24 protein-coding genes and 1 riboswitch are annotated in these 26,058 nt (G+C 66.8%); of the genes, 11 read left to right on the top strand and 13 right to left on the bottom strand.

Annotation, left to right across the window (positions count from 1 at the left end; genetic code table 11):
- Nucleotides 1-116: 116 nt before the first annotated feature.
- A complete protein-coding gene (locus tag UU9_RS09900; RefSeq protein WP_007081613.1) occupies nt 117-1,487 on the top strand; it encodes an NAD(P)/FAD-dependent oxidoreductase in 1,371 nt (456 codons plus the stop codon).
- A 9-nt stretch (nt 1,488-1,496) separates the two neighbouring features.
- Here UU9_RS09900 and UU9_RS09895 read toward each other — a convergent pair whose 3' ends face one another.
- Nucleotides 1,497-1,988 (bottom strand): GAF domain-containing protein, encoded by a 492-nt coding sequence (locus UU9_RS09895; protein WP_007081612.1) that lies wholly within the window; start codon nt 1,986-1,988, stop codon nt 1,497-1,499.
- Between the two features lie 86 nt (nt 1,989-2,074).
- Between UU9_RS09895 and bioD the strand changes: the two genes are divergently transcribed.
- From bioD to UU9_RS09875, 4 genes are all read left to right on the top strand, one after another.
- Entirely contained in the window at nt 2,075-2,773 is a 699-nt protein-coding gene (bioD, locus tag UU9_RS09890; protein WP_007081611.1) for a dethiobiotin synthase, read from the top strand.
- A gap of 111 nt (nt 2,774-2,884) precedes the next feature.
- Nucleotides 2,885-3,232, top strand: a complete 348-nt coding sequence (locus UU9_RS09885; protein ID WP_007081610.1) for a hypothetical protein — start codon at nt 2,885-2,887, stop codon at nt 3,230-3,232.
- A gap of 97 nt (nt 3,233-3,329) precedes the next feature.
- Nucleotides 3,330-5,474, top strand: a complete 2,145-nt coding sequence (gene dcp / locus UU9_RS09880) for a peptidyl-dipeptidase Dcp (protein ID WP_007081609.1) — start codon at nt 3,330-3,332, stop codon at nt 5,472-5,474.
- A 106-nt stretch (nt 5,475-5,580) separates the two neighbouring features.
- Entirely contained in the window at nt 5,581-6,639 is a 1,059-nt protein-coding gene (locus UU9_RS09875; RefSeq protein WP_007081608.1) for an STAS-like domain-containing protein, read from the top strand.
- A gap of 76 nt (nt 6,640-6,715) precedes the next feature.
- Here the strand turns inward: UU9_RS09875 and UU9_RS09870 are convergent, their stop codons facing one another.
- The 3 genes from UU9_RS09870 to trxA all read right to left on the bottom strand — a co-directional run bounded on the left by UU9_RS09870 (nt 6,716) and on the right by trxA (nt 10,632).
- Complete coding sequence (locus UU9_RS09870) at nt 6,716-8,083, bottom strand: glutamate--cysteine ligase (RefSeq protein WP_007081607.1); 1,368 nt, start codon at nt 8,081-8,083, stop codon at nt 6,716-6,718.
- A 204-nt stretch (nt 8,084-8,287) separates the two neighbouring features.
- Nucleotides 8,288-10,141, bottom strand: a complete 1,854-nt coding sequence (gene rho / locus UU9_RS09865; protein ID WP_007081606.1) for a transcription termination factor Rho — start codon at nt 10,139-10,141, stop codon at nt 8,288-8,290.
- Between the two features lie 164 nt (nt 10,142-10,305).
- Nucleotides 10,306-10,632, bottom strand: coding sequence for a thioredoxin TrxA (trxA, locus tag UU9_RS09860; protein WP_007081605.1), 327 nt, complete (start codon nt 10,630-10,632; stop codon nt 10,306-10,308).
- Between the two features lie 445 nt (nt 10,633-11,077).
- Here trxA and UU9_RS09855 point away from each other — a divergent pair, with 445 nt between their 5' ends.
- The 5 genes from UU9_RS09855 (at nt 11,078) to ung (ending at nt 16,221) form a co-directional block, all read left to right on the top strand.
- Entirely contained in the window at nt 11,078-12,808 is a 1,731-nt protein-coding gene (locus UU9_RS09855; protein ID WP_040670727.1) for a DEAD/DEAH box helicase, read from the top strand.
- Between the two features lie 114 nt (nt 12,809-12,922).
- The gene (ftsE, locus tag UU9_RS09850) at nt 12,923-13,600 is read left to right on the top strand and encodes a cell division ATP-binding protein FtsE (RefSeq protein WP_007081603.1); all 678 of its coding nucleotides are present in this window, start codon (nt 12,923-12,925) and stop codon (nt 13,598-13,600) included.
- Entirely contained in the window at nt 13,597-14,559 is a 963-nt protein-coding gene (gene ftsX, locus UU9_RS09845) for a permease-like cell division protein FtsX (RefSeq protein WP_007081602.1), read from the top strand. Before ftsE ends, ftsX begins: the two co-directional genes overlap by 4 nt.
- A gap of 86 nt (nt 14,560-14,645) precedes the next feature.
- Entirely contained in the window at nt 14,646-15,512 is an 867-nt protein-coding gene (locus UU9_RS09840) for a response regulator (RefSeq protein WP_007081601.1), read from the top strand.
- Entirely contained in the window at nt 15,505-16,221 is a 717-nt protein-coding gene (gene ung / locus UU9_RS09835) for a uracil-DNA glycosylase (RefSeq protein ID WP_007081600.1), read from the top strand. The genes UU9_RS09840 and ung overlap by 8 nt, the downstream gene beginning before the upstream one ends.
- Nucleotides 16,222-16,418: 197 nt before the next feature.
- Here ung and UU9_RS09830 read toward each other — a convergent pair whose 3' ends face one another.
- From UU9_RS09830 to thiC, 8 genes are all read right to left on the bottom strand, one after another.
- Nucleotides 16,419-17,093 carry a Fe2+-dependent dioxygenase gene (locus tag UU9_RS09830; protein ID WP_007081599.1) on the bottom strand — a complete coding sequence of 225 codons (675 nt, stop codon included), beginning with the start codon at nt 17,091-17,093 and terminating at the stop codon, nt 16,419-16,421.
- A 106-nt stretch (nt 17,094-17,199) separates the two neighbouring features.
- Nucleotides 17,200-17,946, bottom strand: a complete 747-nt coding sequence (gene thiD / locus UU9_RS09825) for a bifunctional hydroxymethylpyrimidine kinase/phosphomethylpyrimidine kinase (RefSeq protein WP_007081598.1) — start codon at nt 17,944-17,946, stop codon at nt 17,200-17,202.
- Nucleotides 17,943-18,929, bottom strand: a complete 987-nt coding sequence (locus tag UU9_RS09820; RefSeq protein ID WP_007081597.1) for a HesA/MoeB/ThiF family protein — start codon at nt 18,927-18,929, stop codon at nt 17,943-17,945. The genes thiD and UU9_RS09820 overlap by 4 nt, the downstream gene beginning before the upstream one ends.
- Nucleotides 18,926-19,534, bottom strand: a complete 609-nt coding sequence (locus UU9_RS09815) for a thiamine phosphate synthase (RefSeq protein ID WP_007081596.1) — start codon at nt 19,532-19,534, stop codon at nt 18,926-18,928. Before UU9_RS09815 ends, UU9_RS09820 begins: the two co-directional genes overlap by 4 nt.
- Nucleotides 19,531-20,301: a thiazole synthase gene (locus UU9_RS09810; protein ID WP_007081595.1), complete on the bottom strand. Its 771-nt coding sequence runs from the start codon at nt 20,299-20,301 to the stop codon at nt 19,531-19,533. Before UU9_RS09810 ends, UU9_RS09815 begins: the two co-directional genes overlap by 4 nt.
- Nucleotides 20,302-20,304: 3 nt before the next feature.
- Nucleotides 20,305-20,502, bottom strand: coding sequence for a sulfur carrier protein ThiS (gene thiS / locus UU9_RS09805; protein ID WP_007081594.1), 198 nt, complete (start codon nt 20,500-20,502; stop codon nt 20,305-20,307).
- A complete protein-coding gene (thiO, locus tag UU9_RS09800; protein WP_007081593.1) occupies nt 20,487-21,476 on the bottom strand; it encodes a glycine oxidase ThiO in 990 nt (329 codons plus the stop codon). Before thiO ends, thiS begins: the two co-directional genes overlap by 16 nt.
- Before the next feature lie 5 nt (nt 21,477-21,481).
- On the bottom strand, nt 21,482-23,314 hold the full coding sequence (gene thiC / locus UU9_RS09795) for a phosphomethylpyrimidine synthase ThiC (protein ID WP_007081592.1): 1,833 nt from the start codon (nt 23,312-23,314) through the stop codon (nt 21,482-21,484).
- 72 nt (nt 23,315-23,386) lie between these two features.
- A riboswitch (TPP riboswitch) is annotated at nt 23,387-23,492 on the bottom strand.
- A 267-nt stretch (nt 23,493-23,759) separates the two neighbouring features.
- Between thiC and rpoH the strand changes: the two genes are divergently transcribed.
- The gene (rpoH, locus tag UU9_RS09790) at nt 23,760-24,620 is read left to right on the top strand and encodes an RNA polymerase sigma factor RpoH (RefSeq protein ID WP_007081591.1); all 861 of its coding nucleotides are present in this window, start codon (nt 23,760-23,762) and stop codon (nt 24,618-24,620) included.
- A 79-nt stretch (nt 24,621-24,699) separates the two neighbouring features.
- Here the strand turns inward: rpoH and UU9_RS09785 are convergent, their stop codons facing one another.
- The gene (locus tag UU9_RS09785; protein ID WP_007081590.1) at nt 24,700-26,007 is read right to left on the bottom strand and encodes an NAD(P)/FAD-dependent oxidoreductase; all 1,308 of its coding nucleotides are present in this window, start codon (nt 26,005-26,007) and stop codon (nt 24,700-24,702) included.
- Nucleotides 26,008-26,058 lie beyond the last annotated feature (51 nt).

Raw genomic sequence — 26,058 nt, 5'->3', positions numbered from 1 at the left:
GGTGGGCGACCGATGGTAGCAGAGGCGTCCATGCGATCTGGGCGGGCCGCGGGTGCTTGGGCATAATTACCGACTGGCGGCCACGCCGCGACCGACAACCAACAGGGGGAAAACGCATGACGGCTCAGGCACAGGACGGGCACGCACACGACACACAGGCAGCGGATGCCGATGAGCAATGCGACGTGGTGGTGATCGGCGGCGGGCCGGGCGGCAGTACGGCGGCCGCCTTGCTGGCGCGCCGCGGCTACAAGGTGGTGGCGCTGGAGAAGGACCATCACCCGCGCTTCCATATCGGCGAATCGCTGCTGCCGATGAACCTGCCGGTGTTCGAGCGCCTGGGCGTGCTGGAAAAGGTGCGGGCGATGGGCGTGTTCAAGGCCGGCGCGGATTTCGAGGCGGACAACGAGCGCGGCTACAACACCTACGCGTTCAACCGGGCGATCGGCAACAGCCCGCCGCATGCGTTCCAGGTGTGGCGGCAGGATTTCGACAAGATGCTGTACGACCACGCCCGCGAGTGCGGTGCCGATGCGCGCGAGGGGCACGAGGTGAAACAGGTCGAGCAGGCCGGGTCGCGCGAATCCCTGCTCGACGTGCGCACCGACCAGGGCGAAAGCTACCGCCTGCGCGCCCGCTACGTGGTGGATGCCAGCGGCCGCGATGCGTTCTTCGCCAGCCGCAAGAAGCTGCGGCACAAGAACCCCGCCCACCAGAGCGCCGCCATCTTCGGCCATTTCCGCGGTGCGCAGGCGCGCGAGGGCGAGGACGCGGGCAACATCAGCATCTACAACTTCGATTACGGCTGGATGTGGATGATCCCGCTACCCGACGGCGTGATGAGCGTGGGCGCGGTGGCGCGGCCGGAATACCTCAAGCAGCGCAAGGGCAGCCCGCGCGAATTCCTGTTGCAAACGCTGCAGCAGGTGCCGGCGCTGTGGCAGCGCCTGCAGCAGGCCGAGCTGATCGGCGACGAGGTGCGCGTCACCGGCAACTATTCCTACGACGCCACGACGATGGGCGGGCCGGGCTGGATCCTGGTGGGCGACGCGTTCGCGTTTCTCGACCCGGTGTTTTCGTCGGGCGTGTACCTGGCCATGAGCGGTGCGGAAAAGGCGATCGAGGTGGTCGACCAGGCGCTGCGCGACCCCGCCTGCGAAATGGCGCTGATGCGCAAGCTGGAAAAGCGCCAGCGCGCGGCCATGAAGCGTTTCGCGTTTTTCATCTATCGCTTCAACGGGCCGGTGATGCAGCAGATGTTTCGCCAGCCGCGCAACATCTGGCAGCTGGAGCAGGGTGTGATCTCGATGCTGGCCGGCGATTTGTTCGACATGCCGCTGGTGCTGCGCAAACTGCGGCTGTTCAAGCTGGTTTACGCCGTCTACACCCTGCGCGACTGGCGACGGGCGCGGCGCGAGCGCAAGTACCGCCTGGCGCAGGCGCGGCTGCAGTTCACCGGCGGCACCACGCCGCTGGATCCGGCCTGAGGGCCGCGCTCAGGCGTCCAGATTTTCCATGAACACCGCGCACAGCGCCTGCATGCCGGCGCGGTCGTCCTCGTCGAAGCGCTGCGTGTGCGGGCTGTCCACGTCCCAGACGCCGAGCAGCCGGCCATCGGGTCGGATTAGCGGTACCACGATTTCCGATTGCGAGGCGGCGTCGCAGGCGATATGGCCGTCGAAGGCGTTGACGTCGGCGACCAACTGGGTTTCCCGCGTCTGCGCGGCGGTGCCGCAGACGCCGCGGCCCAGTGCGATGCGGATGCAGGCCGGCTTGCCCTGGAACGGCCCCACCACCAGCTCGCTGCCGTCGTACAGATAGAAGCCGGCCCAGTTGATGTCAGGCAGGCTGTGGTAGATCAGTGCGCTGAAATTCGCCGCGTTGGCGATCAGGTCGCGTTCGCCGGCGAGCAGGCCGCGCGCCTGCTGCGCCAGTTCCCGGTAGTGCTCACGTTTGCTGGCGTAGACGATGGGCTTGAGTTCGAACATGCGGTGGATCCGGCGGTAAAATTGCATTATGCGCCCGTCCCCAGCCTCGGAATGTTCATGAAATCTCTTCCTCGGAACACATCGGCATGAGCGCCGTCTTCATTGCCGGCACCGACACCGGCATCGGCAAGACCCACAGCTCCTGCACCCTGCTGCATGCGCTGCGCGCCGCCGGCCTGGTGGCGTGCGGCATGAAACCCGTGGCCAGCGGCTGCGAGGAAACGCCCGACGGCTTGCGCAACGAGGATGCGCTGGCGCTGCAGGCTGCCAGCAGCGCGGCGTTGCCGTATGCGGTGCTCAACCCGTTCGCGATGCGCGATCCGCTGTCGCCGCACCTGGCGGCGGCCCACGATGGCGTGCTGATCTCGATACCGCCGCTGCGTGCGGCGTTCGAGCAACTGGAAGGCACGCACGACTGCGTGGTGGTGGAAGGCGTGGGCGGCTGGATGGTGCCGCTGGCGCCTGGGCTATCCGCCGCGGACATCCCGCGGCAGTGGCAGCTGCCGGTGATCCTGGTGGTGGGCTTGCGGCTGGGTTGCCTCAATCATGCGCAGCTGAGCGCGCGGGCGATCGTCGCCGATGGCTGCCGGCTGATCGGGTGGATCGGCAACAGGATCGATCCTGCGATGGATGCGCTGGACGAAAACCTGGCCACCCTGCGCGAGCTGCTGCCCGCGCCTTGCCTCGGCGTGTTGCCGCATGGCGTGGCCCCGGCGCTGGCTGCCGCACAGCTGTCCGCCGCCGTCGCCGCCGTGCAGGACGCCCACCGGATGGCGGCCGCGTAACGGCCTTTCCAGCGCTGCAGGCGGGCGTCCACACACCGCCGTCAGGCGCGCTTCACGGCCACTATGCGTCGATATCCGATGGGCACATCCCCGATGCCCACCGGAGTGAACATGAGTCGACACCACTACTACCTTTCCATCGCCGACCTGGCCCACGCACGTGGCGATGACCCGCGTTTCAGCTACGACGGCGTCGATCCGCGCAGCTTCGCCACCATCCTGCAGCAATCGTTGCGCGACGATGGCCTGTTCCAGCGCTGGCGCGCTGTGCAGCCTGATCCGGATGCCGTGGATGCCAGCCTGGGCCATGCCGATCCCGAGGCGCAGGTCAGCGCGCATCTGGCCGGCCTGCATACCGAAGTCGACCTCGTGACCTCGCTGCCGATGAGCGTGGTACGCCATCGCCTGTACCTGCTGGTGGGCTCGGCGTGGCAATTGCGCGATCTGCGGGCGGCCTGAAACCGCGAGGCATCGCGGCAACCACCAGTGCCGTTAGTGACATTGACCCCACCGTTGCCAGGTTGCACGTTTGGGTGTACCCAACGGAGTAAGCACGATGTTTCCCCTTCGCACTCTGGTGATTGCCAGCACCATGTCGCTTGCCGCGTTCTCCTCCCAGGCTGCCGTGAACACCGCTGGCGCCGACCTCGGCAGCAACCCGTTCTACGCCGCCAGCACGCTGCCGTTCCAGGCGCCGCCGTTCGACAAGATCAGTGATGGTGACTACCAGCCGGCGATCGAGGAGGGCATGCGCCAGCATCTGGCGGAAATCGAGAAGATCGCCAACAACCCCGCCGCGCCAACCTTTGAAAACACCTTCGTGGCGATGGAGAAATCCGGTGCCATGCTGGACCGCGTTATGGCTGCGTTCAACACCGTCACCGGCGCCAACACCGACGACACGCTGCAGAAAATCCAGGAGCAGGAAGCGCCGCGGCTGTCCGCGCATCGTGATGCGATCTCGTTCAACGACAAGCTGTTCCATCGTATCGAGACGGTCTACAACCTGCGCGACACGCTCAAGCTCGATCCGGAATCGAAGCGGCTGGTCGAGGTGGTCTATCGCGATTTCGTCCACGCCGGCGCCAAGCTTTCCGTCGCCGACAAGACCAAACTGAAGGCGCTGAACAAGGAAGAATCCACGCTCAGCACCGCCTTCACCAACAAGCTGCTGGCCGCCACCAAGGCCGCCGCGCTGGTGGTCGATGACAAAGCGAAACTCGCCGGCCTGTCCGATGCCGAACTGGCTGCCGCCGCCGCGGCCGCCAAGGAGCGCAAGCTGGGCGGCAAGTACGTATTGACCCTGCAGAACACCACCCAGCAGCCGGCGCTGCAGGATCTGGACGATCGCGCCACGCGCGAAGCCTTGTTCAAGGCCTCGTGGAACCGCGCCGAACAAGGCGACGCCAACGATACCCGCAAGACCATCGAGCGGCTGGCGCAGATCCGCGCCGAGCAGGCCAGGCTGCTGGGCTTCAAGAACTACGCGGCGTGGAAGCTGGACGACCAGATGGCCAAGACGCCGGAAACGGCGATCGCCTTCATGCAGCGGCTGGTTCCCGCCGCCACCGCCCGCGCCGAAGCCGAGGCCAGGGACATCCAGGCCGTCATCGACCAGCAGCACGGCGGTTTCAAGGTGGCGCCGTGGGACTGGAACTTCTATGCCGAGCAGGTGCGCAAGGCGAAGTACGACCTCGACGAAAACCAGATCAAGCCGTATTTCGAATTGAACAACGTGCTGGAGAACGGCGTGTTCTACGCCGCCAACCAGCTCTACGGCCTGACCTTCAAGGAGCGCCACGACATTCCCGTGTGGCAGCCCGACGTGCGCGTGTTCGAGGTGTTCGACCAGGACGGCAGCTCGCTGGCGCTGTTCTACTGCGACTACTTCAAGCGCGACAACAAGAACGGCGGCGCCTGGATGGACAACCTGGTCACCCAGTCGAAACTGCTGGGCACCAAGCCGGTGATCTACAACGTCGCCAACTTCAGCAAACCGGCCGCGGGCCAGCCGGCGCTGCTGTCGTTCGATGACGTCGTCACCATGTTCCACGAGTTCGGCCACGCGCTGCATGGCATTTTCGCCGACGAGCAGTACCCGACCCTTTCCGGCACCAGCACCGCGCGCGACTTCGTCGAGTTCCCCTCGCAATTCAACGAGCACTGGGCGACCAACCCCAAGGTGTTCGCACACTACGTCAGGCACTACAAGACCGGTGCGCCGATGCCGCAGCCGCTGGTCGACAAGATGAAGAAGGCGGGCAAGTTCAACTCCGGCTACAACATGACCGAGCTGGTCTCCGCCGCGCTGCTGGACATGGACTGGCACACGCTCGGCGCCAGTGCGCCGCTGCAGGACGCGGACGCATTCGAGGCCGCCGCGCTGAAAAAGGACAAGACCGACCTCAGCTACGTGCCGCCGCGCTACCGCTCCAGCTACTTCCAGCACATCTGGGGCAACGGCTACGCCGCCGGCTACTACGCCTACCTGTGGACCGAAATGCTGGCCGACGACGCCTTCGTGGCGTTCAAGGACCACGGCGGCATGACCCGCGCCAACGGCGACCGCTTCCGCAAGATGGTGCTCTCGCGCGGCAATACCGAAGACCTCGCCACGATGTACCGCAACTGGCGCGGCCAGGAGCCGGAGATCGAGCCGATGCTGGAAAATCGCGGCTTGAAGGATGCGCCAAAGAAGTAAGCCGATTGGATCGGCAGCCATTTAAGGGCCTGCGCAAGCAGGCCTTTATTTTTAAGTCGTCTACTTTTAAGTAGCAAATAGGGCGAGATAAATTTAGAATCCGGAAATGGCTCGCCCCAGTCGTTCCGCTGAAATCGATGCCGCCCTGCTGCAGGCGGTGGCCACGCATCCGCGCGATCTGGTCGGCATGGTGTCGGCTCAATTGGGTCTGTCGAGTGCACGGGTCAGCATTCAGGTTCGCAAGCTGGTGGCCGAGGGCTATCTGCGCAAGGAAGGGACGACGCGCCCTGTCTACACCAGGGGTCACAACCGCCGGTTCTGGCAGCGTTACCCGCGGGAAGGCCTGGCCGAAGACTCCCTCTGGTCGACACACTTGTCGCCTCTGCTGCGCGACGTGCCGCGCAACGTCCTGGACATTGCGCATCATGGCGCAACCGAGATGATCAACAATGCCATCGATCACTCCGAGGCCGCGCACGTCGGAGTGCATGTGGAATTGCGCGATGAAGAGCTCTTGATGATGATCGCCGATGACGGTGTCGGCATCTTCCGAAAAATCGCGCGTGCCCTGCAGCTGCCTGATGAACGCTTGGCGCTGCTGGAACTGTCCAAGGGCAAGTTCACCACGGATCCCCGAAATCACTCGGGCGAGGGCGTGTTCTTTACCTCGCGGATGTTCGACCGTTTCCAGATCATGTCCGGAGGGTTGGTGTTCTCCCATGAAGAGGGGCATGGCAACGACGTGTTGTTCGATCTCGACGATATGCCGAAGGAAGGCACCGTCGTATCCATGGGGATATCCACGAGATCCCAGCGCACCGCCAAGCAGGTGTTCGATGAATATTCCAGCGGCCCGGACGAATACGCTTTCGCTAAAACCGTGGTTCCGGTTCGCCTTGCCCAAGTGGGGGATGAAAACCTGATTTCCCGTTCGCAGGCCAAGCGCTTGATGCAACGCGTGGACCGGTTCCGGCACGTGGTGCTCGACTTCAGCGGCGTCACCACCATCGGGCAAGCGTTTGCCGACGAGATATTCCGCGTGTTTGCCCAAGCCCATCCGGAAGTCGAACTGGTACCGGTTCATGCCGTGTCGGAGGTGCAGCAGATGATACGTCGTGCTGAAACGGCGCGCGATTACGATGGCGGGCAACTACCCTTGCTTTGAGCGTTTGTCCGACACCGGCGGGGCTCCAGCCCCAGGCGCAGTTCAGTACGCAGTAACCGATCCGGTCGACGGCAGCTCAGTAAGCGAACTCGCGGAACACCGGATCGACGCTGCCGTTCCACGGCCCGTGGAAAAGCTCCAGCTTGCGGTCGGCAGGGGTCTGGTTGGCCTGCACGATTTCCAGCAGGGGTTCCAGGAAGACGCGCTCGTCGGCACCGTTGGCGTTGAGGCGGGCGCGGCGCTGCAGGCCGTGGGCGGCGATCTTCAGCGCCTGCTCGGCCAGGTCGCGCACGGTGCCGTTGCGGAACGGCAGCTTCAGCGCATGCTTCGGTACGCCGTCGCGCAGCGCATGGCGTTCGGCGAGGCTGAAATCCTTGACCAGATCCCACGCCGCATCCAGCGCCTCATCGTCGTACAGCAGGCCGACCCAGAACGCGGGCAGGGCGCACAGCCGGTTCCATGGGCCACCGTCGGCGCCGCGCATTTCCAGGTACTGCTTCAGCCGCACCTCGGGGAACGCGGTGGTGAGGTGGTCGGCCCAGTCCTTCATGGTGGCGCGGGTGCCGGGCAGGGCGGCGAGGTTGCCGGCCATGAACTGCTTGAAATCCTGGCCGGCCAGGTCGAGGTACTCACCGTTCTGCAGGCTGAAGTACATCGGTACGTCGAGGATGTAGTCGACATAACGCTCGTAGCCGAAGCCGTCCTCGAACACGAAATCGAGCATGCCGGTACGGTCGTTGTCGGTGTCGGTCCAGATGTGCGAGCGGTAGGACTGATAGCCGTTTGGACGGCCTTCCGTGAACGGCGAGTCGGCGAACAACGCGGTGGCGATCGGTTGCAGTGCCAGGCTGACGCGGAATTTCTTCACCATGTCGGCCTGGCTGCCGAAATCCAGGTTCACCTGCACGGTGCAGGTGCGGGTCATCATGTCCAGGCCCAGCGAACCGACCTTGGGCATGTACTCGTGCATGATCCTGTAGCGGCCCTTGGGCATCCACGGCATTTCGTCACGCGGCCATTTCGGCTGGAAGCCCATGCCCAGAAAGCCGATGCCCAGCGTGTCGGCCACCGAGCGCACTTCATCCAGGTGCGAATTCACTTCGCGGCAGGTGTCGTGCACCGTTTCCAGCGGCGCGCCGGAAAGCTCCAGCTGGCCGGCCGGTTCCAGCGTGATGTTGGCCATGCCGCGGGTGAGCGCCACCGGCGTGTCGCCCTCGCGGGCGATCTGCCAGCCGTAGCGGCTGGCCAGCGTTTCCAGCAACACGCGGATGCCGCGATCGCCCTCGAAGGTGGGCGGTCGCAGGCTGTCGGTGAGGAAACCGAATTTCTCGTGTTCGGTGCCGATGCGCCAGGCTTCGCGGGGCTTTTCGCCGGCAGCCAGATAATCAGCGAGTTGCTGGCGACCGCCGATCGGCGTGCTCTTGGCGGCACTGGGTATGGACACGGTATGGCCTCGCAGGTTGAACGAGACACTATGGGGGTGTTGCGTGACAACGAAAAGGGGGCGACGGGAAATAATTGTACGTGGTGGTACAGGAGCCCCCCTCACCCCAACCCTCTCCCCCAATCGTTGCTTGGGGGAGAGGGAGGGAAGCAGCGGCGTCGAGGCTCCGCGAATCCCGAATCCCGATTGCCGATTCCCGGCCCCTCAGCGCTTCATCGAGTTGAAGAATTCGTCGTTGGACTTGGTGTTCTTCATCTTGTCCAGCATGAACTCCATTGCCGACAGTTCGTCCATCGGATGCAGCAGTTTGCGCAGGATCCAGATCTTGGCCAGCATGTCCGGGTCGATCAGCAGGTCTTCGCGGCGGGTGCCGGAGCGGTTGATGTCGATCGCCGGGTAGACGCGCTTCTCGGAGATGCGGCGGCTCAGGTGCACTTCCATGTTGCCGGTGCCCTTGAACTCCTCGTAGATCACCTCGTCCATCTTGCTGCCGGTTTCGGTCAGCGCGGTGGCGATGATGGTCAGCGAACCGCCTTCTTCCACGTTACGCGCGGCACCGAAGAAACGCTTCGGGCGCTGCAGGGCGTTGGCGTCCACGCCGCCGGTGAGCACCTTGCCGGAGCTGGGGATCACGGTGTTGTAGGCACGCGCCAGGCGGGTGATCGAGTCCAGCAGGATGATCACGTCCTTCTTGTGCTCGACCAGGCGCTTGGCGCGCTCGATCACCATCTCGGCGACCTGCACGTGACGCACGGCCGGCTCGTCGAAGGTGGAGGAGATGACCTCGGCGCGCACGGTGCGGGCGATTTCGGTGACTTCCTCCGGCCGCTCGTCGACCAGCAGGATGATCAGGTGCGCTTCGGGGTGGTTGTACTGGATGGCCTGGGCGATGTTCTGCAGCATCATCGTCTTGCCGGATTTCGGCTGGGAGACGATCAGGCCGCGCTGGCCCTTGCCGATCGGTGCGATCAAATCGAGGATACGGCCGGTGATGTCCTCGCTGGAACCGTTGCCGCGCTCCAGCTTGAACGCCTTGCGCGGGAACAGCGGGGTGAGGTTCTCGAACAGCATCTTGTTTTTCGATGCTTCCGGCGGATCGCCGTTGATCGTCTCGACCCGCAGCATGGCGAAGTAGCGCTCGCCTTCCTTCGGATGCCGCACGCGGCCGGTGATGTAGTCGCCGGTGCGCAGGTTGAAGCGGCGGATCTGGCTGGGCGAGACGTAGATGTCGTCGGGGCCGGCCAGGTACGACTCGTCGGCCGAACGCATGAAGCCGAAGCCGTCCTGCAGGATTTCCAGCACGCCTTCGGCCCAGATGCCGCCGCCGGAGCGGGCGTGCGCCTTGAGCACGTTGAAGATCACGTCCTGCTTGCGGGCGCGGGCGATGCCTTCGTGGATGCCCAGCGATTCGGCGAATTCCAGCAGCTGCGGCGCGTTCTTGCGCTTCAGCTCGGTGAGGTTGATGACGCGGTCGTTGCTGCCCGGGTCGGCGTTGTCGTCGTCCACCGGCAGGCCGTTCGGGTTGTTGTGGCGCGGGTTGTTGTTCTGTCCGCGCGGCGGTTGCTGCTGCGGGCTGCGCTCGTTGCGGCGGCGCCGGCCACGGCCTTCGCGATTTTCGCGGCCGCCGTTGCCGTTGTTCTGGTTTTGCCCCTGGCCCTGATTCTGGTTCTGGCCCTGGTTGGACGGGTTCTGGCCCTGGTTCGGGTTCTGCGCCTGGCCCTGGTTCTGTTGGGGGTTGGCGTTGCCGGCCGGGGCCGCTTCGCGTGGTTCCTGCGGCGCGCGTGGGGCGGGCGCCTCGCTGGACGAGGCGGCGGCCGGTGCGGCGACGGGCAGGTTGCCCTGCACGGGTGCGGACGGCGCCGGGGCCGGCCGATCGGCGGTCTCGGTGGCCGGCTTTTCCGTGCCGGATGTCTTGGCGGCTTTCTCGGCATTTGCCGCCGCTATGGCTGCTGCCGTGCGGCGCGGCGCGCGCGGGCGCGGCTCGGGCTTGCCATCGGCAACAGGTTTGGCGTCGGCGCCAACGGCGTCGTTCGGGGTGTGGTTTTCGGTATCGGACACGGGCAATCCTCGCGGGGCGCCGTTGAATTACAGGAGGGAGGATGTGCGTCGCGCGGAGGGCGCTGGGGGACAGGACTGTCCCGACGGACGCGATGAATCTAGCATCCGCCGCGTGCGGCCGTAAAGCACGCGGCGGGAATCACTGGATGGTACGGGGGAGCGGTTCAGATGGCCTTGTCGATCATCTGGGCCAGCTGACCCTTGCTGACGGCACCGATCTGGGTGGCCTCGACCTTGCCGTTCTTGAACACCATCAGGGTGGGAATGCCGCGCACGCCATAGGTGCGGGGCGTCTGCTGGTTGTGGTCGATATTGACCTTGACCACCCGCAACTTGCCTTCGTAATCCTTGGCCAGGTCCTCGAGCATCGGCGCGATGGCCTTGCACGGGCCGCACCATTCCGCCCAGAAATCAAGCAATACGGGTACATCTGATTCCAGCACCTGCTGCTGGAAGGCATCGTCGTTCACATGGGTAATCAGGTCGCTCACCGGGAATCTCCGTGACTGGGCAAAACGCGATTAAGTAAACCGCGTGGTTGAAAAATGGGGCGGCCGCGCCCGAATGCAACACGTTCGACTGCAACCTGGTCGCGGCGCAAGCCGGCGGCGGCCGGGCCGGTTAAAGACGCCGGGAGCCGTCATCAGCTACACTCGGGTGCCCATGAAGCGCGGGTCGAGCCGGAAGATGGTCTGCCTTGCGGCAGGTTCTTCATTCCAGCGCAACTCCGGGCACGATTCAAGGGCGGCCTGCGAAGGCCGCCAGCCAGGGAGCCGACAATCTCCGGTGCCGCCCGTTGCGGCGCGGCCCGTCGGGCCTGGCGCTGGGTCGCTCGCTTCACCCGCGCATCCCGTCCTGCACCGCCCTGCGCCGACATCCGGCATCAAGCGGGTGCAGCGCTTCACGCCGCCGTCTGGCCAGGTCAACCATCCGCATATGTCCCAAACCGTACTCACCGACACCTTTTTCACCAATTTCGATCTTCATCCGCTGCTGCAGCAGGGCCTGGACGACAGCGGTTTCACCCGCTGCACGCCGATCCAGGAAATGACGCTGCCGCTGGCGCTGGCCGGCAAGGACGTCGCCGGTCAGGCACAGACCGGCACCGGCAAGACCTGTGCCTTCCTGGTGGCGCTGATGAACCGCCTGCTGACCACGCCGGCCGTGGCCGGGCGCAAGGACGCCGACCCGCGCGCGCTGATCATCGCGCCCACCCGCGAGCTGGCCATCCAGATCGACAAGGACGCCCAGGCCATCGGCCGTCACACCGGCCTGAAGATCGCCCTGATCTACGGCGGCGTCGATTACGAGAAGCAGCGCCAGCAGTTGAAAGACGGCTGCGACATCATCATCGCCACGCCCGGCCGCATGCTCGACTACCACAAGCAGGGGGTTTTCAACCTCAACAGCGTCGAGGTGATGGTGATCGACGAGGCGGACCGCATGTTCGACCTCGGCTTCATCAAGGACGTGCGCTTCATCTTCCGCAAGCTGCCGCCGCGCGAGCAGCGCCAGGTGCTGCTGTTCTCGGCCACGTTGAGCCACCGCGTGCTGGAGCTGGCCTACGAGCACATGCACGAGGCCGAGAAGCTGGTGGTGGAAAGCGACAACGTCACCGCCGACAAGGTGCGCCAGGTCGTCTACTTCCCAGCCAAGGAAGAAAAGATGCCGCTGCTGTTGAACCTGATCGACAAGCACCAGCCCACCCGCAGCATCATCTTCGTCAACACCAAGGCCGCCGCCGAACGCATCACCGAGCGGGTCAAGCGCCACGGCTGCCGCGTGGGCGCGATTTCCGGCGACGTGCCGCAGCTGAAGCGGCAGAAGCTGCTGCAGCGTTTCCAGGACGGCCAGCTCGACATTCTTGTTGCCACCGATGTGGCCGCGCGCGGGCTGCACATCCCGGCGGTCAGCCACGTTTTCAATTACGACCTGCCGCATGAAGCGGAGGATTACGTGCACCGCATCGGCCGCACCGCGCGGCTCGGCGCCGAGGGCGACGCGATCAGTTTCGCCTGCGACCTGTACGCGATGAGCCTGCCGGATATCGAGGCGTACATCGGGCAGAGCATTCCGGTGGCGCACATGGACGCCGACTTGCTGGTGATGCCCAAGCCGCGCGCCGTCGATGCCGAGTTCGCCGCCAATGCCGCCGCCGACAGCGCCGCGTTCGGCGACGTGGTGCCGCCGCGACCGGGCGAGAAGCCGCGCCGATCCGGCAGTCGCGATGGTCGCGGGGGCGAACGCGGGTCGGATCGTTCCGGCCCGCGCCTGCCGCGCAAGCCCCGGCCGGCTCCCGCCGCCGACACCAGTGCCGACGTGGCCGCCGCGCAGCCGATTCCGGTGCCGGTGCATGCCACCGAGGCCGGCGCCCCCGCCAGTGGCGACGCGCCGCACAAGCCGCGCCGCCGTCGTGGTGGCCGCAACCGCCGTCGTGACGGTGCTGCCACGGATGCCGGCGGTGCATCGGTGGCCCAGGCGGGCGCCGAGCGCGCACCGCGTGCCGATCGTCCCGCGCGCGAGTCGAACGCCGCGCCGGCCGAAGCGGTTGCCTATCATCGGCCCTCGCGGCAGGTGGCGGTGACGGCGGGCAAACCGCGCGACAACGCCCCGGCGAAAAAGCCCGGTTTGCTCAGCCGCCTGACGCGGTTGCTGACCGGCCGCTGATCGACCCCTGCGTGCGGTGGCCGGGATCGGTCGCCGCCGCTGTCGGAGTCCGCCACTTCGCATGCGCTTCCCTTATCCTTGTCGCTGGCAGGCCATGCAGGTGCGGGGAAACCGGTGATCCAATTCGAGCAAGTGAGCAAACGCTACGAAGGCGGCCACGAGGCGCTCTCGCAGCTGTCTTTCGAAGTGCCTACCGGCGAGATGGCCTTCGTCACCGGTCACTCCGGCGCCGGCAAGAGCACGCTGCTGAAATTGCTGGGCCTGATCGAGCGCCCCTCCCATGGCGTGATCACCCTGGATGGCCAGAACCTGGCCAAGGTGCGCCGGGGCGGCATTCCCAGGCTGCGTCGGCGGATCGGCATGGTGTTCCAGGATCACCGGCTGCTGATGGAGCGCACGGTATTCGCCAACGTCGAGTTGCCGTTGATGATCGGCGGCGTGGCGCGGGCTGAGCGCGCGCGCCGCGTGCGCGCCGCGCTGGAGAAAGTCGGCCTGCTGGCCTACGAACGACAGTTGCCGGCCACCTTGTCCACCGGCGAGCAGCAACGCGTGGGTATCGCCCGCGCCATCGTGGCGCGGCCCACCCTGCTGATCGCCGACGAACCCACCGGCAACCTCGACCCGCAACTGGCGGTGGAGATCATGGGCCTGTTCGCCGAATTCCAGCAGGTGGGCACCACCGTGCTGATCGCCAGCCATGACCTGCCGTTGATCAAGCGCATGCGCAAACGCGTGATCGTGCTCGATCATGGCCGGCTGGTGGCGGACCTTGCCGCGCAGGAGGTGCTGTGAACACGTCGCCGGAATACCACGGGCCGTCCGCGCAGGCGCCGCGGCCGCAGCGATTCGCCAGCTGGCAGGAGCACCATGGCTGGAGCGCCGCGGCCAGCCTGCGCCGGCTGGCCGCGCGCCCGCTGGGCAGCCTGCTGACCATTGCCGTGATGGGCCTGGCGCTGGCCTTGCCGCTGGCGTTCTACCTGCTGCTGGGCAATGTGCAGAAGCTGGGCGATGCCATGGGCCAGAGCCAGGCAATCAGCGTCTTCATGCAAACCGGGCAGAGTGGGCAGGCCACCCAGTTGCTGGCGACTCAGTTGGGCAATCGACCGGAGGTCGCGTCCGTCGCCGTGAAAAGCCCGCAGCAAGGCATGGAAGAGCTGGCGAAGATGCAGGGTTTCTCCGGCGCGCTGGAATTGCTGGATGACAACCCGCTGCCTTACGTGGTGCAACTGCAGCCGCGCACCGATGCAAACGCCGCCGCCGTTGAGTCGCTGGTGGCCGACGTGCGCGCGATGCGCGGGGTCGAGTTGGTGCAGGACAGCGACAGCTGGCGCAAACGGCTGGAGGCGCTGCTCGGCGTGGGCAACCGCGTGGTGCTGATGCTGGCGTTGATGCTGGCTGCCGCGGCGTTGCTGGTGGTGGGCAATACGGTGCGGGTGGACATCGCCAGCCGCAGCGAGGAAATCGGCGTGCTGCTGCTGGTGGGCGCCAGCGATGCGTTCGTGCGCCGTCCTTATCTGTATGCCGGCATCTGGTACGGCTTGTTCAGCGGTATTTTCGCCGCCGCGCTGGCGGTGGTGATCGAGCTGGGCCTGGCCGCACCGGTAGCGCAGCTGAGCCAGACCTACGACGGCAAGCTGCAAGTGGCCGGCCTTCCCACCTGGCTGCTGCTGGCCGTACCGCTGGCTGCCGCCGCGCTGGGCTGGCTGGGTGCGCGGCTGGTCAGCGCCTGGCAGTTGCGCAAGGCCGCCTGAACTTGTGACTTGCGCCGACACCCCGCCTGGTGTCGGTAAAGTATGGTGGCAGACAGGGTCGTGCCGCGACGTGAATCGGGATCGTCATGAATGGAGTGGACAACCAGGAAGCACCCCAGGCGATCAGCAACCGCTTGCTGACCACCGCGCCGCGGGTGCTGGTGGTTGACGGTTCGCGGGTGGTGCGGCAGTTGATCACCCGGGTGCTGAAGGCGGAATTGCCGGGCGTCGAGATCGTCGGTTGCGGCAGCGGCAACGAGGCGCAGCAACTGCTGGGCGTGGGCGTGTTCGACTTCATCACCATCGCGCTGCGCCTGCCCGACATGGACGGGCTGGAGCTGGCGCAATTCGTGCGCGAGTCGGCGCCGCAATTCTATGTACCCATCGTGGTGGTTTCCGGCGACGTGGACTCGCGCCTGCATCGCCGCGAGCTGGGCGAGCATGTCACCGACTACTTCGACAAGTCCTTGGGCTTCCAGGCGCTGGCCGAGTTCATCCGCGGCTACGTGCGGCCGGAAAGCAGCGTCGAGGGCACCGTGCTGTACGTGGAAGACAGTCGCGTGGTGGCGCTGGCCACCCGTCGCATGCTGGAGAAATACGGTCTCACCGTGCGTCATGTGATCAGCGTGGAGGATGCGCTGGTGCTGCTGGAAACCGCCCGCGCGCAGGGGCAGATCGGGGCGGACGTGGTACTGACCGACGTCAGCCTGAAGGGCGAACTGACCGGCGGCGATCTGCTCGAACGCATCCGTACCGAATACGGTTACGGGAAGGGTCGGCTGCCGGTGCTGGTGATGACCGGCGACGAGAACCCGGTCAACCAGGCGGCGCTGATCAAGACCGGCGCCAACGACCTGGTGGAGAAGCCGGTGGAGGAAAAGCTGCTGGTGACCAAGCTGCTGTTCCAGCTGCGGGTGGCCCGCCATTTGCGCGAAACGGCCGGCGATGAGTGACGCCCCGGTCCGGCTGGAAGCATCGTGGAAGGTGCGGCTGGAGGATTATCTGCGGCGTCCGGACATGCAGGCGCTGGCGGCGTTCCTGCGGGCGCAGAAAGCGGACGGCAAACACATCTACCCGCCCGGTCCGGCGATTTTCTCCGCCTTCGACCACACACCGTTCGATGCCGTCCGCGTGGTGATACTGGGGCAGGACCCGTACCACGGCCCGGGACAGGCGCATGGCTTGTGCTTCTCCGTGCCGGCCGGCGTGCGGGTGCCGCCCTCGCTGGACAACATCTTCAAGGAAATCCAGCGCGACCTCGGTATCGCGCGCCCCGACCACGGCTGCCTCACGCCCTGGGCCGACCGCGGCGTGCTGTTGCTCAACAGCGTGCTGACGGTGGAAGAGGGCCGCGCCGGCGCGCACCAGGGCAAGGGCTGGGAAGGCTTCACCGACGCGGCGATCGCCGCACTCAACCGCGAGCGCGAGGGCCTGGTGTTCCTGCTGTGGGGCGCCTATGCGCAACGCAAGGGCAGCCTGATCGACCGCAATCGCCATTGCGTGCTGACCTCGGTGCATCCCTCGCCGCTGTCGGCCCACCGGGGGTTTCTCGGTTGCGGCCATTTCTCGGCGGCCAACCGGTATCTGGAAAGCCACGGCCAGGCGCCGATCGACTGGTCGCTGCCACCGAAGGCGGCGATGCCGGGAGCGGCGAGAGGGTAGTGGCGCGTGCTGCGCGCGTGGAAAACTCGACGAGTTCATCTCCCCGTGCCCTCAACCGCAGCGCCGACCGGTGGGAGCGACTTCAGTCGCGATGCTCTTCGCTTCATTGCCAAAAAAACAGGAGCTTCGCGACTGAAGTCGCTCCCACAGCGCGAGCCGCACTGTTTCCCGTTTCTGGCGTTTGACCGCCCCGGCGTCTAGACGTCCGCCCACATGCGCAGCAAGTTCGCGTGGGATCGGCTGACCGTGTCGAAGGTGACGCTCTTCCCTTCGCGGCCGAAGAGCTGCCGTTTGGCGTTTTCCAGATCCCACAGCAATTCCCGCCGTGCCGGGTCGCGCACCAGGCTTTGCACCCAGATGATCGCCGCCTGGCGACTGCCGCGCGTCACCGGGGTCACGTGATGCAGCGAATTGGCGGGGTAGGCGATGGCGGCACCGGCATCGAGCTTGAACGCGTATTCCATGCCGCCGGAATCGATCATCAGCTCGCCGCCGTCGTAGCTCGTGGGCTCGGAAATGAACAGCGTGATCGCCACGTCGGTGCGCACCGCATTGCCCATGCCGCCCATCACCGGCGCGTCGACGTGCTGCCCGTACTGCATGCCGATGTCGTAGCGGTTGAACAGCGGCAGCGTCGATGCCGATGGCAGCAGCGCCGTCTGCAGCATGCCATTGCGCATGAAGGCGCTGCGCACCATGTCGCGCAAACGCTCCTGATGCGGGTTGTCGTCGCTGGCTTGCAGGTTCTTCTTCACCTCCCGCGCCGACCAACCCGCGGTGCGCGCGCCGTCGGTGAACGACGCATCGCGCAGTTCGCTGCGAAGGACGCCGAGCTCGTCGGCCGTCAACACGTTGGGTACGCAAAGGATCACGGGATGCCGCCTGGACGCAGTGGAGGGAAGAGCGCGTTCGATGCGCAAATCATTGTATCGGGCGCCGATTGGCGGGGAAACGCGCGGCGCAGCAGATGTCGGGCCGTCAGCATCGCGCCCGCTGGATCAGCACCTGGCGCAGATGCTGCCGGGCGCGATCAACCGCCTCGTGCAGCGGACATGCTTTCGCCAGCCCGGCCGCAATGCCGGCTGCGAGCATGCAGCCGGTTCCGTGCAGGCGGGTGGTGGCCACCCACGGCGCGGCGAAGCGTTGTATGCCGCGCGCGGTGACCAGAAGGTCGACCGCTTCGGGCAGGGCAGCATGGCCGCCCTTCATCAACACCGATCGCGGCCCCAGCGAGAGCAGCGCACGCCCTTGCCGCGCCATCTCCACCTCGTCCGTTGCGTGCGGCGCGTCCAGCAGTGCGGCGGCTTCGGCCAGATTGGGGGTGAGGCAATCGGCCAGCGGCAACAGCCGCGTGCGCAGCAGATCCACCGCTGCGGCTTCCAGCAGCTGCGCCCCGGAGGTGGCGAGCAACACCGGGTCGAGCACCACGAACGCTGGCCGCCGGCATTCAAGTTGCTGCGCGACCGTGGCCACGATATCCGCGTTGACCAGCATGCCCAGCTTCACGGCGTCGATGGTCATCTCCTCGAATACCGCGTCCATCTGCGCCTGCACCATCGCCGCGGACATGGGCGCGATGGCGCGCACGCCGGCGGTGTTCTGGGCGGTGACGGCGGTCACCACGGTGGCGCCGTCGACGCCGAAGGCGGCGAACGTTTTCAGATCCGCCTGCAGGCCGGCGCCACCGCAGGAGTCGGAGCCGGCGATGGACAGTACCTGTGTCATGCCGACACCCTGGCGAGCGTCGCCAGGGCCAGGTTGGCGTAGCCGCGCGACTGCAATTGTCGACCGATGCGCCATGCGCGCACGCCGCTGTGACAGCACAACACTACGCGGCGCGTCGTGGGCGGATGGGCGCCGATGAAGGCGTCGATGTGCTCCGGGGTGAAACGCAGGGCCGCGGCCAGCGGCGATACCGGGGCTTCGTCCAGGCTGCGCAGGTCGATCACCAGGTCGTCCCGCACCACATCGCCGACGTCGATGAAGCGCAACGCGTCGCCTTCCGGTTCGCTCGCCTCGTGGAAGTCGAAACCACCGAACGCCAGACGGCTCGCATCGAAACTCAGCAGTCGCCCCAGCGGCGAGGGCGCGATGCCCAGCAGCAGTTGCAGCACGCATTGCGCCTGCAGGCTGCCGATCATGCCAACCAGACTGCCCAGCACGCCGGCGCTGCTGCAACTGGCCGCGCGTGCGGGCATGTCGGGAAACACGGCGCGATAGCTGGGGGCGCCGCCGCAAAAGCCACCGACGTAACCGGCCAGGCCCACGGCGGACGCGCTGATCAGCGGGGTGTTTTGCTGCAGGCAGGCGTCGCTCACGGTGTAGGTAACGGCGAGACTGTCGGAGGCGTCGACGACGCTATCGACGCCGGCCACCAGCGCCGCCGCGTTGGCCGGGGTCAGCTGCTGTGTCAGCGCGTCCACGGCGATGGTCGGGTTGAGCCGCAACAGGGCGGCGCGCGCCGCCCGCGCCTTGAATGAACCAACATCGGCCATCGCATACAGCGGCTGCCGATGCAGGTTGCTCTCCTCGACGTCATCGTGATCGATCACGGTGATCCGACCGACGCCGGCGCCCGCCAGATACTGCAGCACCGGACAGCCCAGGCCACCTGCACCGATCACCAGCACATGTGCGGCCGACAACCGCGCCTGGCCCGCCTCGCCGACATGGGGCAGCACGATCTGGCGCGCGTAACGGTCGCTCATGGGTGCGCTGCCGTCGCGGTGAGCCATGCCGCCGCGCGTGCCAGCGGGTCGGCGTGGCCGGTCACGTCGCCGATGGTGGCGATGCTGTCGGCGCCCGCATCGAAACAGCCGGCGGCGCGCTCCAGCGTGATGCCGCCGATCGCCACCAGCGGTCGATCGCCGATCAGCCGCTTCCACTCGGCGATGCGCGGCAGGCCCTGCGGCGCCCACGGCATCTGCTTGAGCGTGGTGTCATAGATCGGCCCCAGCGCCACGTAGTCGGGTGATGCCGCCAGTGCGCGATCCAGTTCGGCATGGTCGTGGGTGCTGATGCCCAGCCGCATGCCGTGCCCGCGGATCGCCTTCAGATCCGCGTCGAGCAAGTCCTGCTGGCCGAGGTGGATGAAGTCGGCGCCTTCGTCCAGCGCGATCTGCCAATGGTCGTTGACCACCAGTTGCACTCCCTGCCAGCGACAGACCGCCAGCGCGGCGCGAACCTCGCGGCGAATCACCTCCGCGGGCTGTGCCTTGAGCCGCAGCTGCACCAGCTCGATGCCGAGCGGTGCCAGCCGGCCGACCCATTCGGCGCTGTCCACGATGGGGTAGAACGGGGGCAACGCGATCACGCCAGCCACGCCTTGCCGGTGATCGGCGTGGAGGGTTCGGCGAGGTCGCGCGGCGCCATCGGCTGGGCCTCGAAACCCGCGCGCCCCGCTTCGATCGCGCGGGCGAACGCGGCGGCCATCGCCACCGGATCGCCGGCCAGCGCCACCGCGGTATTCAGCAGCACGCCATCGAAACCCAGCTCCATCGCTTCCACCGCGTGCGATGGCCGGCCGATGCCGGCGTCGATGATCAGCGGCACGTCGGGAAAGTGCGCGCGCAAGGTGCGCAGGCCGAAGCGGTTGTTCAACCCGCGCCCGCTGCCGATCGGTGCGCCCCACGGCATCAGCACGCGACAACCCGCCTGCAGCAGCCGGTCGGCCACGACCAGATCGTCGGTGGTGTACGGAAACACCTCGAAGCCGTCGGCGCACAACTCGGCCGCCGCCTCGACCAGGTCGAACACATCCGGCTGCAGCGTGTCGGCGTCGCCGATCACTTCCAGCTTGATCCACGGCGTCTGGAAGATGTCGCGCGCCATCCGCGCGGTGGTCACCGCTTCCTTCGCCGAATGGCAACCGGCCGTATTCGGCAGCACGCGCACGCCCAGATCGCGGATCAGCGACCAAAAACCCTGCCCGCTGCGTTGTCCGCCCGATTCGCGCCGCAGCGACACGGTGACCACCTCGGTGCCCGACGCGCGCACCGCATCGGCCAGCATCGCCGGCGAGGGATAGCGGGCGCTGCCCAGCAGCAGGCGCGATGTCAGTTCGATGCCATAGAGATTCATGGCTCAACCGCCCTGCATCGGGGCGAGAATCTCCAGCGCATCGCCTTCGGCCAGCGCGGTGGTGTCGCGATGATCCGTGGGCACGAACGCGCCGTTGAGCGCGGTGGCCACGATGGCTCGCCGATAACCGAGCGCGTCCAGTGCCTGCGCCAGGGTGGTGGCGCACACGTCGTGCGCGGCGCCGTTCACGAGGATATGCATGCGCTTGCCTCCGGGGTGTTGGCCAGCGCCATCTGCACGGCCTGCTGCGCCATCGCGGGCGAAAGCAGGAAGCCGTGGCGATAGAGGCCGTTGACGTGGATGACGTTGCCGCGGCGGAACACGCGCGGCAGGTTGTCGGGAAAGGCGGGGCGCACGCCCACACCCAGCTCCAGGATCTGCGCTTCGGCAAACGCCGGGTGCAGCGCGTAGGCGGCGTTGAGCAGATCCATCGCCGAACGCACGGTGACCGGGCCATGGCTGCTGCTTTCCAGCAAGGTGCCCCCCAGCATGAAGACGCCCTGGCCGCGCGGGATCACGTATATCCCGAAGCGCGGATGCAGCAGACGCACGGGGCGCGTGAGATGGATGTCCGGTGCGCGCAGCATGATCATTTCGCCCCGCACGCCGCGTAGCTCCTCCAGCGTGTCGTGCGCGGCGATGCCGCGGCAATCGATCACCCGGTCCGCCACCACCCGTTCCACATCGGCGTCCACGCCGTAGCGGATCGTCACGCCCATCGCATCCAGTTGCGCCGTCAAGGCCTGCAGCGCGCGGCGCGGGTCCAGGTGCGCCTCGTCGGGAAAGAACAGGCCGCGGTGAAACCGTCCCGCCAGATCCGGTTCGAGTGCGCCGATAAGGGCGGCGTCGGCTGCTTCGAACCGCTCGGTGCGGCGGCCGAACAACTCCAGTTCGCCGGCATCGCGGGTGGCGGCGACCACCAGCGTGCCGCGCTGCACGGTATCGGTGAAATGGCGCTGCCACCACGTGATGGAAGCGGCGCCCAACGCCGCCACCGGCGGTTCGGCGGTGGCCTGTTCGCACCACGGCGCCAGCATGCCGCCGGCAAACCAGGCGCAGGCCTGCGCGCCCGGACCTGCGCCGCGTTCCACGATCTCCACCCGGGCGCCGCGGCTGGCCAGTTCGATGGCCGTGACCAGTCCGGCCACACCCGCGCCAATGACGGTGACGCGCATGGCGTTCACTCCGCCGCCGGCACGTAGAGCGTGGCGCCCTGCGCGGCGAACTCGCGCGACTTCGCGTCCATACCCGCGCGCACCGCGGCGTCCTCCATCTCGCGCACCTCGCGGCGCAGGTCCTGGGTGATCTTCATCGAGCAGAATTTCGGCCCGCACATCGAGCAGAAATGCGCCACCTTGTGCGCCTCCTTCGGCAGGGTGGCGTCGTGGTAGGCGCGCGCCGTGTCGGGATCGAGCGACAGGTTGAACTGATCCTCCCAGCGGAATTCGAAGCGCGCGCGCGACAGCGCGTTGTCGCGGTGCTGGGCAGCGGGATGGCCCTTGGCGAGGTCGGCGGCGTGGGCGGCGATCTTGTAGGTGATGACGCCGGTCTTGACGTCGTCGCGGTCGGGCAGGCCCAGGTGTTCCTTCGGCGTCACGTAGCAGAGCATGGCGGTGCCGAACCAGCCGATCATCGCCGCGCCGATGCCCGAGGTGATGTGGTCGTAACCCGGCGCGATGTCGGTGATCAGCGGGCCGAGCGTGTAGAACGGCGCCTCGGCGCAGTGCTCCAGCTGCTTGTCCATGTTGAGCCGGATCTTGTGCATCGGCACGTGGCCGGGCCCTTCGATCATCACCTGGCAGCCGTGTTCCCACGCGATCCGGGTCAGCTCGCCCAGGGTTTCCAGCTCGGCGAACTGGGCCGCGTCGTTGGCGTCGGCGATCGAGCCGGGGCGCAGGCCGTCGCCGAGCGAGAAGGCCACGTCGTAGCGGCGCATGATCTGGCAGATCTCGGCGAAGTGTTCGTACAGGAAACTCTCGCGGTGATGGCTCAGGCACCAGCGCGCCATGATCGAACCGCCGCGCGAAACGATGCCGGTGACCCGCTTCGCGGTCAGCGGCACGTGGTGCAGGCGCACGCCGGCGTGAATGGTGAAATAGTCCACGCCTTGCTCGGCCTGCTCGATCAGTGTGTCGCGGAAAACCTCCCAGTTCAGCCGCGCCGGATCGCCACCGACTTTTTCCAGCGCCTGATAGATCGGCACGGTGCCGATCGGCACCGGCGCGTTGCGGATGATCCACGAGCGGATGTTGTGGATGTTGCGGCCGGTGGAGAGATCCATGACGGTGTCCGCGCCCCAGCGGATCGCCCACACCAGTTTCTCGACCTCCTCGGCCACGCCGGATGACACCGCCGAATTGCCGATGTTCGCGTTGACCTTCACCAGGAAGTTGCGCCCGATCACCATCGGCTCCAGCTCGCCGTGGTTGATGTTGGCCGGGATGATGGCGCGCCCCAATGCGATCTCGCTGCGCACGAATTCGGGCGTGACGAAGGCGGGCAGGGCCGCGCCGAAGGCTTCGCCATCGGCCAGCCGGGCGGCGGCGTCTTCGTGCATCTGCGTGCGGCCCAGGTTCTCGCGCTGGGCGGCGTAGATCATTTCCTCGGTGATGATCCCGGCGCGGGCAAACTCCAGCTGGGTCACGGGTTGGCCCGCTTCGCCCCGGCGCAACGTGCGGTGCGCGGGGCAGGGCGCCACCAGCCGGTCCGGGCCGACGCCACCATTGTCTTCCGGGCGGCTGGCGCGCCCGTCGATGGTCGGAAAGCCGCGCGCCGCGATCCACGCATCGCGTACCGGTGGCAGGCCGGCGGCCAGGTCGATCTGCACCGTGTCGTCGGTATACGGCCCGGAGGGATCGTAGACGTGCAGCGCGGGCGAGAGCGGATCGTTCAGCGCGATCTCGCGCACCGGCACTCGCAAGGAGGGATGCGCGGGCGGCGACATGTAGACCTTGCGCGAACCGCCGATCGGTCCGGTGGTGACACTGAGGGGTGCGGCAGCGGGATGGTTCATGGATCTCCTCCTTCGATGGAGATCCGGGATGCGACGCTGCAACGGCGCACGGACGCGCCGCAGCCGGCCGCCCGTGGTGGTGATTCCCGTTCCTACGCCGGTATTACCCGGATCAGGTTCAAGGGTCAGCTCGCGCTATCTCAGCCCACGCTTATGGTGGGCACCCCTCGGAATGGCCGGCAGAATGGTCGCGCCGGTTGCATGCTGTCAAGCCGCGCCCGCTTTCGCGCGGTCGAACGGTGCGTGGTGCAAAGACGCCAGGCACGCAGGCATGACGCGTTTTGAACGTAACCCTCGCCAGACTGGCAGCGAAGAACTCGGCAGATGGACAACGTCCGCCAATATATGTACCATCTAGTTCATTAAAGGTCCGGAACCAATGTCCGGACTTAGCACTCCAACCCACCGAGTGCTAAACTTTGTTGCCATTCTGGAGGTTCCAACCATGTCTCAAGCCTTGGTAACCGCCAACTTCCCGCTGCCGAGCGTGGTCGGAAGTCTGGATGCCTATATTTCCGCCGTGCATCGCATCCCGGTACTGAGCTCTGAAGAGGAGCAGTCGCTCTCGCGCGACTATCTCGAGGACGCCAATCTCGACGCGGCCAAGAAGCTGGTGATGTCGCACCTGCGTTTCGTGGTGCACGTGGCCCGCGGCTACAGCGGCTACGGCCTGCAGCTGGCCGACCTGATCCAGGAAGGCAACATCGGCCTGATGAAGGCGGTCAAGCGCTTCGACCCCGACCAGGGCGTGCGTCTGGTCAGCTTCGCGGTGCACTGGATCCGCGCCGAAATGCACGAATTCATCCTGAAGAACTGGCGCATCGTGAAGGTCGCCACCACCAAGGCGCAGCGCAAGCTGTTCTTCAACCTGCGCAAGAGCAAGAAGCGGCTGGGCTGGATGAATGCCGCCGAAGTGCGCACGGTGGCGAACGACCTGGGCGTGCCCGAGGCGACGGTGCGCGAAATGGAATCACGCCTGTCCGGCCGCGACATCGGTTTCGAGCCGGTGACCGACGACGAGGACGCCAAGCCCGCACCGGCCGCGTTCCTGATCGACGACGGCGCCGATCCGTACGAAAACGTGTCCGATGCCGACGCCAGCGACAGCCGCCTGCAGGCCTTGTCCGACGCACTGGTGCAACTCGATGCGCGCTCGCGCGACATCATCCAGCGCCGCTGGCTGGACGACGACAACAAGGCGACGTTGCAGGATCTGGCCGATGAGTACGGCGTATCGGCCGAACGCATCCGCCAGGTCGAGGCCAACGCGATGAAGAAGATGCGCGGGCTGTTCGCCGAAGCCTGATCGCGGCGCAGTGCACCGAAAGACGGCCCCGCAAGGGGCCGTTTGCGTTGGTGACGGTTGAGCGATCCAGGCCCGAAAATCAGCGATTTTCCGGCGTTTCGTCCGCTTCATCGCGGCCGCTGACGATGCGGGCGTGGCGTTCGTGGGTCCAGTATGCCCACGCCCAGTCCAGCATCACCACCAGCCGGTTGCGGAAGCCGATCAGAAAATAGATGTGCGCCAGCAGCCACACCGCCCACGCCACAAAGCCCGACAGTTTCAGACGGCCAAACTGGGCCACCGCGGCCATGCGGCCTATCGTGGCCAGCGAGCCGGCGTCGCGGTAGCGGAATGGCGCGGGGCTGTCGCTCCCGTCGAGCCGTGCGCGGATAGCCGTGCCCACATATTCACCCATCTGCTTGGCCGCCGGTGCCACGCCGGGCACCGGTTTGCCACCCGGTTGTTGCACGTCCGCCAGGTCGCCGATGACGAATACCTCCGGATGCATCGGCAGGCTGAGGTCGGGGCGAACCTGTACCCGGCCGGCGCGATCCAGCGGCGCGCCCAGCACGCGTCCCAATGGCGAAGCCGCTACGCCCGCGGCCCACAGCACGGTGCGCGCCGGCAGTCGTTGATCGCCCAGGTTCACGCCATGTGCGTCGATGGCGGTGACTGCCGTGCCGGTGTGAACCGCCACGCCCAGGCGTTCCAGCTGACGGCGTGCGCGCTCCGACAACAGCGGGTCGAACGCGGGCAGCAGGCGCGGCCCGGCCTCGATCAACCGCACGCTGGCGCGGCGCGGGTCGCTGCGGCGGAAATCGCGCGGCAGGGTGCGTCGTGCCAGTTCGGCCAGTGTGCCCGCCAGTTCGACGCCGGTGGAACCGCCACCCACGACTACGAAATTCAGCCAGGCCTGACGCCGCGCCGGATCGGTTTCGCGTTCGGCGTGTTCGAACGCCAGCAACACGCGGCGGCGGATCAGGAAGGCATCGTCCAGTGTCTTCAGCGCGGGTGCGAACGGCGCCCATTCGTCGTGGCCGAAGTAGGCGTGCGTCGATCCGGTCGCCACCACCAGGATGTCGTAGTGCAGCGTGCCGTGGGCCAGCATGACCTCGCGCGCCGACGTGTCCACGCCGACGACTTCATCGAGCAGCACGGTGAGATCGCGCTGCTGGCGCAGGATCTGCCGCAAGGGCGCGGCAATGGAGGGTGCCGCCAGGCTGGCGGTGGCCACCTGGTACAGCAGCGGCTGAAACAGGTGATGGTTGCACCGGTCCACCAGCGTCATGCGCACCGGCGCGCCGGCCAGCCGCCGCGCCACGGCGAGCCCGCCAAAGCCGCCGCCCAGGATCAGCACATGGGGCCAGCTCGCGCGGGCGTCCGGATCATCGGTGGGACGGTTTGGCATGAGGGCTCCCTCGGCGATGGCATGTGCCAGTCGCTGCATCCTTGCAGCCCG

Source organism: Rhodanobacter fulvus Jip2 (assembly GCF_000264315.1).
GTDB lineage: Bacteria > Pseudomonadota > Gammaproteobacteria > Xanthomonadales > Rhodanobacteraceae > Rhodanobacter > Rhodanobacter fulvus.
This window is presented reverse-complemented; position numbering and strand designations above follow the sequence as displayed.